The sequence below is a fragment of the Streptomyces sp. SudanB182_2057 genome, assembly GCF_964272715.1.
GTDB lineage: Bacteria > Actinomycetota > Actinomycetes > Streptomycetales > Streptomycetaceae > Streptomyces > Streptomyces rubradiris.
The window spans coordinates 4,450,198-4,466,252 of sequence record NZ_OZ186798.1; the positions used below are offsets into that span (position 1 = coordinate 4,450,198).

The 16,055-nt window shown below is 72.7% G+C and carries 14 protein-coding genes, 3 tRNA genes and 1 pseudogene; 9 read left to right on the top strand and 9 right to left on the bottom strand.

Annotated elements, in window-relative coordinates:
• Nucleotides 1–32: 32 nt before the first annotated feature.
• The 4 genes from purD (at nt 33) to ACSURM_RS19450 (ending at nt 6,192) form a co-directional block, all read left to right on the top strand.
• Nucleotides 33–1,292 (top strand): phosphoribosylamine--glycine ligase, encoded by a 1,260-nt coding sequence (purD, locus tag ACSURM_RS19435; RefSeq protein WP_436956623.1) that lies wholly within the window; start codon nt 33–35, stop codon nt 1,290–1,292.
• A 280-nt stretch (nt 1,293–1,572) separates the two neighbouring features.
• The gene (locus tag ACSURM_RS19440) at nt 1,573–3,447 is read left to right on the top strand and encodes a hypothetical protein (RefSeq protein WP_436956624.1); all 1,875 of its coding nucleotides are present in this window, start codon (nt 1,573–1,575) and stop codon (nt 3,445–3,447) included.
• 279 nt (nt 3,448–3,726) lie between these two features.
• Nucleotides 3,727–5,223: a N,N-dimethylformamidase beta subunit family domain-containing protein gene (locus ACSURM_RS19445; protein WP_436956625.1), complete on the top strand. Its 1,497-nt coding sequence runs from the start codon at nt 3,727–3,729 to the stop codon at nt 5,221–5,223.
• Between the two features lie 69 nt (nt 5,224–5,292).
• Nucleotides 5,293–6,192: a phosphoribosylaminoimidazolesuccinocarboxamide synthase gene (locus ACSURM_RS19450; RefSeq protein ID WP_436956626.1), complete on the top strand. Its 900-nt coding sequence runs from the start codon at nt 5,293–5,295 to the stop codon at nt 6,190–6,192.
• A gap of 66 nt (nt 6,193–6,258) precedes the next feature.
• Here the strand turns inward: ACSURM_RS19450 and ACSURM_RS19455 are convergent.
• The 8 genes from ACSURM_RS19455 to ACSURM_RS19490 all read right to left on the bottom strand — a co-directional run bounded on the left by ACSURM_RS19455 (nt 6,259) and on the right by ACSURM_RS19490 (nt 10,789).
• A tRNA-Gly gene (locus ACSURM_RS19455) sits at nt 6,259–6,334 on the bottom strand.
• Between the two features lie 23 nt (nt 6,335–6,357).
• On the bottom strand, nt 6,358–6,972 hold the full coding sequence (locus tag ACSURM_RS19460; protein WP_030792512.1) for a response regulator transcription factor: 615 nt from the start codon (nt 6,970–6,972) through the stop codon (nt 6,358–6,360).
• The gene (locus tag ACSURM_RS19465; RefSeq protein ID WP_436956629.1) at nt 6,969–8,222 is read right to left on the bottom strand and encodes a sensor histidine kinase; all 1,254 of its coding nucleotides are present in this window, start codon (nt 8,220–8,222) and stop codon (nt 6,969–6,971) included. The genes ACSURM_RS19460 and ACSURM_RS19465 overlap by 4 nt, the downstream gene beginning before the upstream one ends.
• Nucleotides 8,223–8,235: 13 nt before the next feature.
• Nucleotides 8,236–9,015 carry an ABC transporter permease gene (locus ACSURM_RS19470; RefSeq protein WP_436956631.1) on the bottom strand — a complete coding sequence of 260 codons (780 nt, stop codon included), beginning with the start codon at nt 9,013–9,015 and terminating at the stop codon, nt 8,236–8,238.
• Nucleotides 9,012–9,956: an ABC transporter ATP-binding protein gene (locus ACSURM_RS19475; RefSeq protein ID WP_436956633.1), complete on the bottom strand. Its 945-nt coding sequence runs from the start codon at nt 9,954–9,956 to the stop codon at nt 9,012–9,014. Before ACSURM_RS19475 ends, ACSURM_RS19470 begins: the two co-directional genes overlap by 4 nt.
• 126 nt (nt 9,957–10,082) lie before the next feature.
• Nucleotides 10,083–10,155, bottom strand: a tRNA-Gly gene (locus ACSURM_RS19480).
• Between the two features lie 80 nt (nt 10,156–10,235).
• Nucleotides 10,236–10,307, bottom strand: a tRNA-Gly gene (locus ACSURM_RS19485).
• 164 nt (nt 10,308–10,471) lie between these two features.
• Nucleotides 10,472–10,789 (bottom strand): histone-like nucleoid-structuring protein Lsr2, encoded by a 318-nt coding sequence (locus ACSURM_RS19490; protein ID WP_030619653.1) that lies wholly within the window; start codon nt 10,787–10,789, stop codon nt 10,472–10,474.
• Nucleotides 10,790–11,100: 311 nt separating this feature from the next.
• On the opposite strand from ACSURM_RS19490, the gene purS reads away from it, so the two are divergent.
• The 3 genes from purS to purL are packed head-to-tail and all read left to right on the top strand — an operon-like array spanning nt 11,101 to nt 14,296.
• A complete protein-coding gene (gene purS / locus ACSURM_RS19495; RefSeq protein ID WP_014673609.1) occupies nt 11,101–11,364 on the top strand; it encodes a phosphoribosylformylglycinamidine synthase subunit PurS in 264 nt (87 codons plus the stop codon).
• Entirely contained in the window at nt 11,361–12,041 is a 681-nt protein-coding gene (purQ, locus tag ACSURM_RS19500; protein ID WP_181793572.1) for a phosphoribosylformylglycinamidine synthase subunit PurQ, read from the top strand. The genes purS and purQ overlap by 4 nt, the downstream gene beginning before the upstream one ends.
• Entirely contained in the window at nt 12,038–14,296 is a 2,259-nt protein-coding gene (gene purL, locus ACSURM_RS19505) for a phosphoribosylformylglycinamidine synthase subunit PurL (protein ID WP_436956635.1), read from the top strand. The genes purQ and purL overlap by 4 nt, the downstream gene beginning before the upstream one ends.
• Nucleotides 14,297–14,411: 115 nt before the next feature.
• On the opposite strand, the pseudogene ACSURM_RS19510 reads toward purL, so the two are convergent.
• A pseudogene (locus ACSURM_RS19510) lies at nt 14,412–14,504 on the bottom strand (Uma2 family endonuclease); the annotation flags it as partial.
• Between the two features lie 107 nt (nt 14,505–14,611).
• Here ACSURM_RS19510 and ACSURM_RS19515 point away from each other — a divergent pair.
• Together ACSURM_RS19515 and ACSURM_RS19520 are read left to right on the top strand one after the other, a co-directional pair.
• A complete protein-coding gene (locus ACSURM_RS19515) occupies nt 14,612–15,409 on the top strand; it encodes a sterol carrier family protein (RefSeq protein WP_436956636.1) in 798 nt (265 codons plus the stop codon).
• Nucleotides 15,410–15,444: 35 nt separating this feature from the next.
• On the top strand, nt 15,445–15,894 hold the full coding sequence (locus ACSURM_RS19520; RefSeq protein WP_436956638.1) for an META domain-containing protein: 450 nt from the start codon (nt 15,445–15,447) through the stop codon (nt 15,892–15,894).
• Nucleotides 15,895–16,055: the final 161 nt, after the last annotated feature.

A 16,055-nucleotide genomic window follows, 5' to 3' on the forward strand; every position in this document is an offset into this window, starting at 1 on the left:
CCTTCGGTGACCTTGCCATTAGGCTGAGCCCCGTGAAGGTCCTCGTCATCGGCGGCGGCGCCCGCGAACACGCCCTGTGCCGCTCCCTGTCCCTCGACCCCGACGTCACCGCGCTGTACTGCGCCCCCGGCAACGCCGGCATCGCCGAGGTGGCCGAGCTGCACCAGGTCGACGCGCTCGACGGTGCCGCCGTGGCCGGACTGGCCGCCCGCCTCGGTGCCGAGCTGGTCGTCGTCGGCCCGGAGGCCCCGCTGGTCGCCGGTGTGGCCGACGCCGTCCGCGCGGCCGGCATCCCGGTGTTCGGCCCCTCCGGGGAGGCCGCCCGGATCGAGGGGTCCAAGGCGTTCGCCAAGGACGTCATGGCGGCGGCCGGGGTGCCCACCGCCCGCTCCTACGTCTGCACCGGCGCCGAGGAGGTCGCCGAGGCACTGGACGCCTTCGGTCCCCCCTACGTCGTCAAGGACGACGGACTCGCCGCCGGCAAGGGCGTGGTCGTCACCTCCGACCTCGAGGCAGCCAAGGCGCACGCCGCCGGGTGCGACCGGGTGGTGATCGAGGAGTTCCTGGACGGCCCCGAGGTGTCCCTCTTCGCCATCACCGACGGCGAGACCGTCGTACCGCTCCAGCCCGCCCAGGACTTCAAGCGCGCCCTAGACGGCGACGAGGGCCCCAACACCGGCGGCATGGGCGCGTACTCGCCGCTGCCGTGGGCCGACCCGAAGCTGGTCGACGAGGTGCTGCGGACCGTGCTCCAGCCGACGGTGGACGAGATGCACCGCCGCGGTACGCCGTTCTCCGGGCTGCTCTACGCCGGCCTCGCGATCACCTCGCGCGGGATCCGGGTCATCGAGTTCAACGCCCGCTTCGGCGACCCGGAGACCCAGGTCGTGCTGGCCCGCCTGAAGACGCCGCTGGCCGGCGTGCTGATGGCCGCCGCCACCGGCAACCTGGCCGACCTGGCGCCGCTGCGCTGGAGCGAGGACGCGGCCGTCACCGTCGTCGTCGCCTCGCACAACTACCCCGGCACCCCCCGCACCGGCGACCCGATCACCGGGCTGGACGCGGTGGCCGCCGAGGACGCCCCGCACGCGTACGTACTTCACGCCGGTACGAAGCACCAGGGCGACGCGGTCGTCAGCGCCGGCGGACGCGTGCTGTCCGTCACGGCCACCGGCACGGACCTGTCCGAGGCGCGCGAGCGGGCCTACCGGGCGGTGGACCGGATCGGCCTGGACGGCTCGCAGTACCGCACCGACATCGCGGCGAAGGCGGCACAGACCCCGGGCGCCTGAGCCAGGACAGCCCTTGACCTGCACGTATGCCCTTCAGGCCCCGGATCGACAATCCGGGGCCTGATCTTTGCTGTCTGTCACCCAGCTCTGACCAAAGCCATTCCATCGAGTGAGCAATCAGCTATCCGGCTGACGGGGGACCAGGCCCCAACTAGGGTGCCGCGCAAGCGTTCCGGCACTTGGCCCACCGGCATTGCGATGTCAGTGGCGGGTGCCACAGTGGGGGAGTGACCAACACCAGGGCAGCACGCGAGCGGCAGGGAGGGGGCGAGATCGGCACGTGACCGGAATCGGTGTGGAGGCGGGCGCGCAGGCCGCGCGCTCCCGGGCCCTCGCCGTGCTGCGGGTCCGGAGCCGGGCGCTGGCCGTGGCGGTGCTGCCCGCGGGCGCCGCGGTGATCCTGCTGACCGGCGCCTCCACCGGCCATCTCGTCGGCCGGGGCTGGGACGCCGCCCGCTGGGCCGTGGGCGTCCCGGCGGTGCTGGTGCTGCTGGCAGCGGCCGGTGTCGGCCTGGTCGTGGCCCGGGCCCGCCCCGCCATCAGCCCCACGGTGCCGATCCCGGAGGAATCCGCCCCGGATCTGTACCGGATGGTGCGTGACCTGGCCGACCGCCTGGAGGTACCGGCCCCGTCGGCCATAGCGCTCACCCCGGACTGCGACAGCTGGCTGGAGGACCGGGCGCACTCGGCGCACGGCCCGCCGCGCCCGGCACCCGGCCGGCCGCCGGTCCCGTCCCGTCCCCGCACCCCGACCCCGCCGGTCCTCGTCATCGGCTCGCCCTTCCTGTGGTGGATGCGCGTCGGCGAGCTGCGCGCGGTCCTCGCCCCGGTCATCGCGGGCACGGGACCCTCGGCGCACCCGGACATAGCGGCCGCCCGCCGCTTCGTGCGCGGGCTGGACGCGGCCGTGGCCGTCGCCTCGGCACCCGGCCGCTGTCCACCGGCCCGCGGGCTGTGGGCGGCCGTCGGCTGGGTGGCGCGGCTGCTGCTGCGCGGCTGCCGGGAGCACGCGACGCAGATGGAGCGCGGGGTCGCGGCGGCGGCCGCCGAGCGCGCCCAAGCGGTCGACTACGGCCTGCGGATCGTCGCCCAGGAGCAGGTCGGACTCGCCTACGCCGGCTGGGACCGGCTGCTGACCAGAGTCGCGCTGCCCGCCTGGCGCATGGGCCGGTGGCCGTCCCGGCTGGACGCGGGCGTGGTGGCGGCGCTCACCGAGCTGTCCCGCCGCGACCGGCTGGCCGAGGGCTTCACCTCCCGGCTCGGCGAGCGCCCGGCCTGCGATCTGCTGGAGGAGCCCGGCGCGGTGGACGAGGCCGCGTCCCTGCTCGCCGCCCGCCTCTTCCACGGCGGCCCCGCGAAGCCGTGTTCCGAGTGGGCGCCGGTGGACTGGCAGGCGTATCCGGAGGAGGTCGTGGACCGCACCTGGCGCGTCGACGCGGCCCGCCTGCACCGGGTCCTGGACGCGCTGGGCGTACGCCCCTCCCGCCATCCCGGCACCCCCGACCCGGGCGGCCCCACCCTGGCCCGGGTCCTGGACCACCTCGCCACCGCCGATGCGACCCCGGCCGAGGCCGCCCACCCGCTCGAGCCTCTTCGGCAGGCCCCGGCGATGCCCACTCCGCGCGCCGACGGCGACGGGTACTCCTCGCAGGGGCCACCCCCGTCCGAGGACGTCACTCGCGCGGGTGGTGTGGGTGAACGCGACATGGACGCCGACGGCGAGGCCGAGGCGGAGCCCGGCACCGACCGCAGCGTCGCCCTGGCCGCCCGGCTCACCGCCGAGCTGGCCCGCGAGGAGGCCGGGGCCCAGCGGGCGCGTACCGGCGCCTCCACCGCCCACCAGGGCCCCGACAGCGTGGCCTGGGCCCCCGGCGACCCCGGCCTGCCCCCCTTCCCGCTCCAGCCCCACCGCACCGCCCGTGAGCTGCTCGCCGACCACGTCACGGCGATGGTGTGCTGCGCGGCCGTGGACACCGCCGGCGCGGTCCCCGCCCTGGACTGGCTGGACGGCCCCTCCCTGCTGCTGGGCGGCGAACGGGCCGCCGACCTCGCGCCCAAGGTGCTCACCCTGATCGAGGACGGGGACCCGGGCCCGCTGCGCGACTGGCTGACCGCCTTCGGCATACGCCCCGAGAAGCCCGTACGGCTGGTATGACGCCGCTGCTAAGGCCGTAGCCGGGCGTGCCCGTCAGGCCGTCGGCGCCCGGTCCCGGGGGGCCGGCGCCTTACCCCCGTCGGTCACTCCCGTAACGGAAAGGCGTCTTCCACTTCAGGTCAATTCGCAACGAGTAGTGACCGGCCCCGTGCGTAATGTGATGTGCTGGGACCGACCACGCCTTTGGCAATGGCGCGCGACATACGACAGCGCGGCCGGACGCGGCGGAGCCACCGCACAGCGAGCCCGGACACGGGGGGACGAGGGAGGGGAGCGACCATGGCCTCGGACCGCATTCGCCGCTGGGAGTCCGGAGCACTCGCCCATGGCGTCACGGACCCCTTCGGCCAGGGCCCGGTGCCCTGGCTGCGCGGCAGTGAGCCGTACATCGACGACTTCGGCAAGGTGATGCCCTGGTACGTCGACGCCTGCCCGCAGGCGGTCAAGGGGACCGGCCGCCGCGCCCCGGCCGCCCGCGCCTCCGCCACCGGGCCCCGCTCCGCCGACGACGTGCACCTCCAGATCAAGGGCTTCACCTCCACCGGCGCCGTCGCGCCCGGCGAGGCGATCGACTTCCACATCACGGTCGACCCGCCGCAGGAGTTCGTCGTGGACATCTACCGCATCGGCCACTACGGCGGCGACGGCGCGGCGAAGATCACCACCAGCCCCCGGCTCTCCGGCATCGTCCAGCCCCCGCCGCTGACCGCCGACCGCACGGTCTCCTGCCACCACTGGTGGCTGTCCTGGCGGCTCCAGGTGCCCTCCTACTGGAGCATCGGCGCCTATGTGGCCGTCCTGACCACGCGCGACGGCTACCGCTCCCACGTGCCCTTCACGGTCCGCGACAGCCACCCCGCCGACCTGCTCCTGCTGCTGCCCGACGTCACCTGGCAGGCGTACAACCTCTACCCCGAGGACGGCCACACCGGCGCCAGCCTCTACCACGCCTGGGGCGAGGACGGCCGCCTCCTCGGCGAGGCCGACGCCGCCACCACGGTCTCCTTCGACCGGCCGTACGCGGGCGCGGGCCTGCCCCTGCACGTCGGCCACGCCTACGACTTCATCCGCTGGGCCGAGCGCTACGGCTACGACCTCGCCTACGCCGACGCCCGCGACCTGCACGCCGGCCGGATCGACCCCACCCGCTACCGGGGCCTGGTCTTCCCGGGCCACGACGAGTACTGGTCGGTGCCGATGCGCCGGGCCGTCGAGGACGCCCGGGACCGGGGCACCTCGCTGGTCTTCCTCTCCGCCAACACCATGTACTGGCAGGTCGAGCTGGCGCCCTCCCCGTCCGGCGTCCCGGACCGGCTGCTGACCTGCCGCAAGCGCAAGGGCCCGGGACGGCCGGTGCTCTGGCGGGAGATCGACCGGCCCGAACAGGAACTGATCGGCATCCAGTACGCGGGCCGGGTGCCCGAGCCGCACCCGCTGATCGTGCGCAACGGCGGCCACTGGCTGTGGGAGGCGACCGGCGCGCACGAGGGCGACGAGATCAAGGGCCTGGTCGCCGGCGAGGCGGACCGCTACTTCCCGCGCACCGCGCTGCCCGAGCACGACGGCCGGATCCTGCTGGCCCACTCCCCCTACACCGACGCCGACGGCGTCCGCCGGCACCAGGAGACGTCCCTCTACCGAGCCCCCTCCGGCGCCTGGGTGTTCGCCTCCGGAACCTTCGCCTGGTCCCCGGCCCTGGACCGTCCCGGCCACGTGGACACCCGGATCCAGCGGGCCACGGCGAACCTGCTGGACCGCATCTGCAAACGCGACTGACCCCCGGGCGCGAACGGTCGGCCCCGTACGGGAGAATCGGGGCATTGGACAGAGCCACGGGGAGGAACCGTGTCCGGATTCGTAGAAAAGCCCGAGCCGATCGAGGTTCCGGGCCTGGTGCACCTGCACACCGGAAAGGTGCGGGACCTGTACCAGAACGAGGCGGGCGACCTCGTGATGGTCGCCAGCGACCGTATGTCCGCCTACGACTGGGTGCTGCCCACCGAGATCCCCGACAAGGGCCGGGTCCTCACCCAGCTCTCCCTGTGGTGGTTCGACCAGCTCCGCGACCTCGCCGCGAACCACGTCATCGGCACCGACGTGCCCGAGGGTGCCCCGGCCGACTGGGCGGGCCGGACGCTGGTGTGCAAGTCCCTGAAGATGGTCCCGGTGGAGTGCGTGGCCCGCGGCTACCTCACCGGCTCCGGCCTCGCCGAGTACCAGGAGTCCCGTACGGTCTGCGGCCTCGCCCTCCCCGAAGGCCTCGTCGACGGCTCCGAGCTGCCCGCCCCGATCTTCACCCCGGCCACCAAGGCCGAGGTCGGCGAGCACGACGAGAACGTCTCCTACGAGGAGGTGGCCCGGCAGGTCGGCGCGGAGACCGCCGCCCAGCTGCGCCAGGCCACGCTCGCCGTGTACGCGCGGGCCCGGGACATCGCCCGGGACCGGGGGATCATCCTGGCCGACACCAAGTTCGAGTTCGGCTTCGACGGCGACACCCTCGTCCTCGCCGACGAGGTCCTCACCCCGGACTCCTCCCGCTTCTGGCCGGCCGACACCTGGCAGCCGGGCCGCGCCCAGCCGTCGTACGACAAGCAGTTCGTGCGCGACTGGCTGACCTCGCCGGCGTCCGGCTGGGACCGCCGCAGCGAGCAGCCCCCGCCGCCGCTGCCCGAGGAGGTCGTGACCGCGACCCGGCAGAAGTACGTGGAGGCGTACGAGCGCCTGACCGGCACCGCCTGGTCGTAGCCGGAAACCCCCGGCGGGAGCCGGGGGCATGGGAAAAGCCCCCGGTGGGAACCGGGGGCTTCTTCATGGAGCGGACGACGAGGCTCGAACTCGCGACCTCAACCTTGGCAAGGTTGCGCTCTACCAACTGAGCTACGTCCGCGTTGCGCCGTGGCGCGAGAGCAACTATACCCAACCTCGCTCCCGTGCGAGACGCACCGCCGCATGACGGTTCTCGGCGCCGAGCTTGGTGACGGCCGAGGAGAGGTAGTTCCGCACGGTCCCCGGCGACAGCGCGGCCCGCTCGGCGATCTCCGCGACCGGCGCCCCGTCGGCGGCCAGCTCCAGCACCTCGGCCTCCCGCGCGGTCAGCGGGGAGTCCCCGGCGGAGATCGCGTCGGCGGCCAACTCCGGGTCGACGTACCGGTTTCCCGCGTGCACGGTCCGGATGATCTCGGCGAGCCGCTGGGCGCTGACGGTCTTCGGGACGAACCCGCGCACACCGGCCGCGAGCGCCCGCTTCAGATGCCCGGGCCGGCCGTGCCCGGTGACGATCAGCACCCGGCAGCCGGGCAGTTCGGCGCGCAGGGATGTGGCGACCTTCACACCGTCGGCGCCCGGCATCTGCAGATCCAGCACGGCGACGTCGGGGGCGTGCGCCCGCGCCATGGCCAGCGCCTCGGGCCCGCTCGCCGCCTCCGCGACGACCAGCAGGTCGTCCTCCAGGGACAGCAGCGCGGCCAGGGCGCCCCGGATCAGATGCTCGTCGTCGGCCAGCAACAGCCGTACCGGTGCGCTCACGAGGTGACTCCTCTCACAGTGGTCAGGGGTATGTCCGCGACCAGCCGGAACCGGTCCCGGCCCGAACCGGCGTGGCCCGCCTCCAAGGTCCCGCCCACGGCGGCCAGCCGCTCCCGCAGCCCGGCCAGCCCCGAGCCGCCGCCCCCGCCGCCGCCCGCCGCCCCGGCTCCGTCGTTCTCCACCGTCAGCACCGCCCGCCCCTCACGCACCGTCAGCCCCACCTGACACCGGCGCGCGTCCCCGTGCCGCAGCACGTTGGTGGCCGCCTCGCGCACCACCCAACCGAGCGCGGACCGCACCTCGGCGGGCAGCCCCCCGGTCTCCGCGCGGACCTCGCAGTCGATCCCGGCCGCCGCCAGCACGCCCTGCGCCCCGGCGAGTTCGGCGCCGAGGTCGGCCTCCCGGTAGCCGCGCACGACGGCCCGCACCTCCCGCTGGGTCTCCTGCGCGATCCGCTGCACCTCGATCATCTGCTCCACCGCCTCCGGCCGCCCGCGCCGGGCCAGTTGCACGGCCAGCTCGCTCTTGAGGGAGATCACCGACAGGTTCCGGCCCAGGACATCGTGCAGGTCCCGGCCGAACCGCAGCCGCTCCTCGGCGACGGCGAGCCGGGCCTGAACCTCACGGGCGTGCTCCGTCTCCCACAGCACGGACAGCGTCCAGGCCCCGCACCGGCAGGTCAGCAACGCGAACAGCGCCATGAAGCCGGTGACCAGAGCGGTCGCGAGCAGTCCGGAGGCGGACCGGTCGGCGAGCCCGAGGGCGGCCACGAGCAGTACCGAGAGCACGCCCGCGCCGCGCAGGAAGGCCCGTACCGGGACGGTGAGGCCGTACAGCAGCCCGAACGGCAGCATGACGGCACCGAGCGCCAGCCGGAGCGACCCCCGGTCGGTCCCGTGCACCGCGGCGAGCACCACGATCAGTGCCACCGCGAGGCCCAGCAGGACGGCCGGGACCCGGTGCGCGCCGGCCGGCAGCCGGGAACGCCCCAGGTAGTGGTCGAGGGCGGGCCGGGTGAGCCGGTTCGCGGCGGCGCACTGGAGGGCGGCCACCAGGATCAGCGGGATGCCCAGGAGGAGGGCCGCGGGCCGGCCGCGGACGAGGGGGGCGGTCAGCGGCAGCATCAGCCAGCTCAGGGTGAAGAACCAGGTGGTGACGTACCAGGTGACCACCGTGGACAGCTCCACCCGGTCCGCCTTGCCGCGCTCCCGCCAGTGCCGCTGCTGCCACCGCCGTATCGGCCCCACCACACGCCCCCGTTCCTCAGCGCCGGGGCTCCCACCGGAACCACCGTCGTACCGCGACCACCGCCACCACGGTCCAGGCCAGCGCGGTCGCGAGCGCGCCCAGTGCCTCGTAGGCGCTCAACTGGCCGGTCCAGCCGCCCCGGACGAGCCGGATCGCGGGGGACAGCGGGAGCAGCTCGCAGACGGAGGCGAGCGGTTCCGGCATGACCTCGGTGGGGACCATGATCCCCGAGCCGATCATCGAGCCGAACACCAAGGGCAGCGCGGTGACCTGACCGCTCTCCACGCTCCGGGTGACGGAGGCGGTGAGCGCGGCCAGCGCGGCGCTCAGCACCAGCCCGGCCACCAGGCCCAGCAGGGTCAGGTACGGCGCCTCGGGGGCCCCGGCGTCCAGCAGCGCCGCGCACCCGGCGCACAGCACCAGTGACTGCGCGAGGCCCACGGTCATGGTGGGCAGGGCGGTGCCGGTGAGGATCTCGATGTCGGACAACTCGCCGGTGCGCAGCCGCTTCAGGACGAGTTCCTCGCGGCGGGCCACGTAGGCGTTGACGAGCGCGCTGTAGACGGCGAAGAGGAACGAGAAGCCGATCCCGGCGGTGAGCATGGCCGCGCCGACGCTGATGCCCTGCTTCTCCAGGTCCAGGCGGTCCAGGGCCGGCCGCACGCTGAACGGCAGCGCGAGCGGCACGACGAGCGCGGTGAGCACGACCCCGCGGTTGCGGCCGAGCAGGGTCAGCTCGGCCCGGGTCAGCGCCCGCAGCCGGCGCACGGAGGGCGCGATGAGGGCCGTGCTCATGCGGCGGCCACCTCCTCCCGCTCCCGGGCGATCCCGAGGAAGGCCTCCTCCAGCGAGGCCGAGCGCACGTCCAGCGCGCGCAGTTGGACCCCGGACCGCTCGGCCCAGGCGAGGACGGCGGTGGCAGTCCGCTGGAGTTCGCGGGTGCGCAGCCGGACGGTCCGGCCGTCGTACTCGTGGTCGCAGACGCCGAGGGCGGCGAGCGGCGGCAGATCGCCGGGGAGGTAGCCCGGGGGCAGTTCGAAGGACATCCGGGAGGGACGGTCGGCGGTGACCTCGGCCGGTGTGCCGGAGGCCGCGATCCGGCCCTCGTGCAGGATGGCGAGCCGGTCGGCCAGCTTCTCGGCCTCCTCCAGGTAGTGCGTGGTGAGCAGCACGGTGGTGCCCTGGTCGCGCAGTTCGCGCACCAGTGCCCAGGTGTCCCGGCGGCCCTCGGCGTCGAGTCCGGTGGTCGGCTCGTCGAGGAAGAGCACCTCCGGGTCGCCGAGCAGGGCGAGTGCCAGGTCGAGGCGCCGGCGCTCCCCGCCGGACAGCTGCTTGACCCGTACGCCGTGCTTGTCCGCGAGCCCCACCCGTTCCAGCACCTCGGCCTCGGGCCGGGCCCCGGTGGTGCAGCCGGCCCACATCCGGGCGGTCTCCGCGACGATCAGCTCGGCGGGGAAGCCGCCCTCCTGGAGCATCACGCCGGTGCGGGGCCGTACGGCGGCCAGCTCGCGGTGGGGGTCGTGGCCGAGCACCCGGATCCGGCCGCCGGCCGGTGCGGCCAGCCCCTCCAGCAGTTCGACCGTCGAGGTCTTCCCGGCGCCGTTGGTGCCCAGCAGGGCGAAGATCTCCCCGCGGGCCACGGAGAAGCTGATTCCGCGCACGGCTTCGAACCCGCCCCCGTAGACGCGTCTGAGGTCGGTGACCTCGATCACGTGCTCGTGTCCGTCGATGTCCATGACACCAGCGTCCCGGTGGCGCGTGCCGTCCGGCAGTGCGCGATGTCATCCCGGCACATGACAAATGTCAGCACCGAACCGGAGCACGAAAAGACCCCGGTCCGGTGGACCGGGGTCTCATTCCCGAGCGGACGACGAGGCTCGAACTCGCGACCTCAACCTTGGCAAGGTTGCGCTCTACCAACTGAGCTACGTCCGCAGTGCTCCCGATCGGCTCTCACCGAGCGGTGCGAGCACCAGCCTACCTGATCCACGGCAGTGGTCGTGTCGGCGGTGCGGAGCGGGTGACAGGAATTGCACACTGCGCCTTCCCCCTGGAAGGGGGATGTTCTGCTACTGAACTACACCCGCGTGTCCTCGGGATCCGGCCTGTCGGCCTCGCCCCTCGGCGTGTCCCAGACATTAGCCGATCATCGGGGGGGTAGCGCAAGTCGGCTCCCGCCCGGTCCCGAATGTCCCAAGTGCACGGCTCCCAGGGCCCGCTGACGGACCCTGGGAGCCGCCCCTTCGCGGGCTCACTGCGCGGCGGTGAACGCCTCGTAGACCTTCTTCGGGATGCGTCCCCGGGCCGGGACGTCCATCTTGTTGGCCTGGGCCCAGGCGCGGACGGCCGCCGGGTCGGGGGCGACCTCCGTCTGCTTGTACGCCTTGCCGGACCGCGACCGCTTGCGGCCGGCCTCGACGTAGGGCGCGAGCGCCTTGCGCAGTTTCTTGGCGTTGGTTTCGTTCAGGTCGATCTCGTACGACTTGCCGTCGAGTCCGAAGGCGATCGTTTCCGCCGCTTCCGAGCCGTCGATGTCGTCAAAGAGCGTGACCACGACCTTTTGCGCCACGAATATCGGTCCCTTCGTGCGGCACGTCGTTACAGCTCAGCGCCGATGACGTGCCGAGTATCGGCTATTGCCAATTCATTTGTACAGTGCCCGGCAATGAAATGTGAAGCCCGACTAAATCCGTCCGCGTGTCCGGGCGCAATAGGGGCGGTCGGGCGGACTGTGGAACTTTCCCAGAACTTTTCGCGGGGGCACGGCTTCGACACCCGATCGTGATGCGCCTCACGTACTTTCCTCCAACTCTACCCGCGTAGAAATTTTGTGCGGGTAGTCTGAAGGAACCTGCTCAGCACCACACACCGGGAGTGCCAGTGGCACGCGTCGTAGTCGACGTCATGCTCAAGCCGGAGATCCTCGACCCCCAGGGCCAGGCGGTCCAGCGTGCGCTGCCCCGCCTGGGATTCGAAGGGATCTCGGACGTACGTCAGGGAAAGCGTTTCGAACTGGAAGTTGACGGGCCGGTCGACGAGGCCGCCCTCGCCCGCATCCGCGATCTCGCGGAATCCTTCCTCGCCAACACCGTGATCGAGGACTTCACGGTCCGCGTCGACGAAGTCGCGGAGGCGGCCAAGTGACCGCTCGTATTGGCGTCGTCACTTTCCCGGGCAGCCTGGACGACCGGGACACCCAGCGCGCGATCCGCCTCGCGGGCGCCGAGCCGGTCGCCCTGTGGCACAAGGACAAGGACCTCAAGCAGGTCGACGCCGTGGTCCTGCCCGGCGGCTTCTCCTACGGCGACTATCTGCGGGCCGGGGCCATCTCCCGGTTCTCGCCGGTGATGGACACCGTGATCGAGCAGGCGAAGGCCGGGCTGCCGGTCCTCGGCATCTGCAACGGCTTCCAGGTCCTCACCGAGGCCCACCTCCTCCCGGGCGCGATGCTCGGCAACGACCACCTCCACTTCATCTGCCGCGACCAGAAGCTGCGGGTGGAGAACGCGGAGACGGCCTGGACCGGCGACTACCGCGCCGGGCAGGAGATCCACATCCCGCTGAAGAACATGGACGGCCGGTACGTCGCCGACGAGTACACGCTCGACAAGCTGGAGGCGGAGGGCCGCGTCGTCTTCCGGTATCTCGACTTCAACCCGAACGGCAGCCTCCGGGACATCGCGGGCATCACCAACGAGGCGGGCAACGTCGTCGGCCTCATGCCGCACCCCGAGCACGCCGTCGAGCCGCTGATCGGTACCGGCCGTACCGACGGGCTCCCGTTCTTCACCTCGATCCTCAAGAAGCTGGTCAACGCATGAGCCGGACGCCTCTGGACACGGTCGAGCACGCGGCCGCGACCCCCGACGTCGAGTTGCCCTGGGCCGAACTCGGCCTGAAGAAGGACGAGTACGAGCGGGTGGTGGAGATCCTCGGCCGCCGCCCGACCGGCGCCGAACTCGCCATGTACTCGGTCATGTGGTCCGAGCACTGCTCGTACAAGTCCTCCAAGGTCCACCTGCGCCAGTTCGGCGAGAAGGCGCCGCGGTCCGACGCGCTGCTCGTCGGCATCGGCGAGAACGCGGGCGTGGTCGACGTCGGCCAGGGTTACGCCGTGACCTTCAAGGTCGAGTCGCACAACCACCCGTCGTACGTCGAGCCCTACCAGGGCGCGGCCACCGGTGTCGGCGGCATCGTCCGCGACATCATCGCGATGGGCGCCCGCCCGGTCGCGGTCGTGGACCCGCTGCGCTTCGGCGCCGCCGACCACCCCGACACCAAGCGCGTCCTGCCGGGCGTGGTCGCGGGCATCGGCGGCTACGGCAACTGCCTGGGCCTGCCCAACATCGGCGGCGAGGTCGTCTTCGACGCCTGCTACCAGGGCAACCCGCTGGTCAACGCCGGTGCCATCGGTGTGATGCGGCACGAGGACATCCACCTCGCCAAGGCCTCCGGCGCCGGCAACAAGGTCATCCTCTACGGCGCCCGGACCGGCGGCGACGGCATCGGCGGCGCGTCGATCCTGGCGAGCGAGACCTTCGACGACGCCAAGCCTTCCAAGCGGCCCGCCGTCCAGGTCGGCGACCCCTTCCAGGAGAAGCTCCTCATCGAGTGCACCCTGGAGGCGTTCCAGGAGAAGCTGGTCGTCGGCATCCAGGACCTCGGCGCGGCGGGCCTGTCCTGCGCGACGAGCGAGCTGGCGTCCAACGGCTCCGGCGGCATGCGCGTGACGCTGGACGACGTGCCGCTGCGCGACTCGACGCTGTCTCCTGAGGAGATCCTCATGAGCGAGTCGCAGGAACGCATGTGCGCGGTCGTGGAGCCGGACAAGGTCGACCGCTTCCTGGAGATCTGCGCGAAGTGGGACGTCATCGCCACCGTCATCGGTGAGGTGACCGACGGCGACCGGCTGGAGATCTTCTGGCACGGCGAGAAGATCGTGGACGTCGACCCGCGCACGGTCGCGCACGACGGCCCGGTCTACGAGCGCCCGTACGCCCGTCCCGACTGGCAGGACGCCCTCCAGGCGGACGACGCGAACAAGCTGCCCCGCCCGGAGACGGGCGAGGAGCTGAAGGACCAGGTCCTGAAGCTGGTGGCGTCGCCGAACCAGGCGTCGAAGAAGTGGGTCACGCAGCAGTACGACCACTTCGTGCAGGGCAACACCGTGCTGGCGCAGCCGGAGGACTCCGGCATGATCCGCGTCGACGAGGAGACCGGTCTCGGCGTCGCCATCGCGACGGACGGCAACGGCCGGTACGCCAAGCTCGACCCGTACACGGGCGCGCAGCTGGCCCTCGCCGAGGCCTACCGGAACGTGGCCACCACGGGCGCCAAGCCGCTGGCCGTCTCCGACTGTCTGAACTTCGGCTCGCCCGAGGACCCGGCGGTGATGTGGCAGTTCGCGGAGGCGGTACGCGGCCTCGCCGACGGCTGCCAACAGCTCGGTACGCCCGTGACCGGCGGCAACGTCTCGCTCTACAACCAGACGGGCGAGGCGGCGATCCACCCGACCCCGGTCGTGGCCGTCCTCGGCGTGATCGACGACGTGGCCCGCCGCACCCCGGTCGCCTTCCAGGAGGAGGGCCAGCTGATCTACCTCCTCGGCGACACCCGCGAGGAGTTCGGCGGCTCGGCCTGGTCCCAGGTGGTCCACGACCACCTCGGCGGCCTGCCCCCGGCGGTGGACCTGGAGCGGGAGCGGCTGCTGGCCGAGATCCTGATCTCCGCCTCCCGTGACGGCATGATCGACTCCGCGCACGACCTGTCGGACGGCGGTCTGATCCAGGCGGTCGTGGAGTCCGCGCTGCTCGGCGGCATCGGCGCCCGCCTGGTCGTCCCCGACGGCCTGGACGCCTTCACCTTCCTCCTCTCGGAGTCGGCCGGCCGCGCCATCGTCGCCGTCCCGCGCTCGGAGGAGATCCGCTTCACCGACATGTGCGGCGCACGCGGCCTGCCGGCCACCCGTATCGGCGTGGTGGACGGAGACACGGTGGAGCTCCAGGGCGAGTTCTCCCTCACCCTGGACGAACTCCGCGAGGCCCACGAGGGGACGATCCCGGCGCTGCTGGCGTGAGCGGCCGTACGTCGTGAGGGTCCGGCCCGGACGGTATGTCCGAGCCGGACGCTCCGGGTCAGCGCACGTAGTCCTCGAGGATCTCCGTGTCCAGCTCGATCCCCATCGGTCCGGGCACCTTCTTGACTCCGATCCGTCCGGTGAGGAACTCCAACGTGACGGTCTCGGGAGCGGCTGAGGCGATCGCCTCGAACTCCTGCACTGACATCTGAGACACGGGCCAGTGTCGTCGCGCCCCGGCGCCGTAGCGGCAGGTTTGTCCGTCGATCACTCGTGTGGGCGATCCAAGGGCGTGGGTCCGCATAGGCTCGGCTCATGCCAACAGCCAAGAAGCGTCCGCGTAGTTACGACCCCGCCAAGACCCGGGCCGCCGTGTTCGCTCAGCTCGGGCATGTGCGGGAGGCCGTGCGCGGGATGGACGAGGAGCGGCTCGGGCTGCCCACGCGGCTCGGGGAGTGGACCGTGCGGGAGCTGGTCGCGCACATCGGCATGGCCGTCACCGCCGTGCTGCGGGCCGCCGCCCGGCCGGCGCCGCCGAAGCAGGACGTGCAGGTGGTCGACTGGACCTTCGCCACGGCCGCCAACTCGGCCGCCATCGACGACTTCACGCGCCGGCTCGCCGCGGAGCGCCAGGACCTCGACGGCTTCCTCGCCGAGACCGAGGACGGCCTGCGTGCCCTGTTGGCCGAGCACCCCGCCGGCCGGCTGCTGGAGACCAGCGCGGGCGCCATGCCGCTGGACGACTACCTCGTCACCCGTACCGTCGAACTCGTCGCCCACACCGACGACCTGAACGCCTCCGTCCCGGGCCTCGCCGTGCCCTACGACCGGCAGGCCCTGGCCGCCGCCACCCGGCTGCTCGCCGACGCGCTGGCCGTCAAGGCGCCCGGCGGCTCCACCGAGGTGCGCGTGCCGCCGTACGCCGTCGTGCAGTGCGTGGAAGGGCCCCGGCACACCCGCGGCACCCCGCCCAACGTCGTGGAGACCGACCCGCTGACCTGGATCCGGCTCGCCACCGGCCGTCTGACCTGGGCGGACGCCGTGGCCGGTGCGCAGGTCAGCGCCAGCGGGGAGCGGGCCGACCTCGGCGGGCTGCTGCCGCTGCTCGGGTAGCGGAACCGGCGGCCCGCCGGGTGCGTCGAAACCGTATGAAACGGCACAAGCAGTGGCTCGGCGCGGCGGCGATCCCCCTGGTGGTGGCCTGTGCTGCCGGGAAGGCGGACAGTGGTGCCATGGGCGCGAGCGAACCGGTGACCGGGGTGGACTGGCGGGTCGAACGGGTCACCGTCGGCGATGAGGACCTCGCCGCCCCCGCCGCCGCCTCCCCGCACCTGCGCATCGGCACCGACGGCAGCGCGGCCGGGAACCTCGGCTGCAACCGGTTCAGCGCCCGCGTCGGTGTGGACGGGGACCGGATCACCTTCGGGGCGCTGCGCACCACCAAGATGGCCTGCGACCCCGGCCGGATGAGCTTCGAGCGGGCGCTCGCCAAGGCGCTGGACGGCCAGACGCTCACCGGCGCGGCCGAACGCGGCAGGCTCACCCTCACCACCGGTCACGGGGACCGCGTGCACCTCACCCGCGGCACTCCCGAATGATGTGCGACACCTCACTCATCGCGGCGGCGAATCGTTCGTTATCGCCGGACAGTGGCCGGGCCCGGGTTCCGCCGACTCGCCAGCGCATACCGAGTGACCTGCGGAAACGCGAAAAGCACCAACATGATCGAGGTGGCCGGGCCGGTCGAGGGCACGTATCC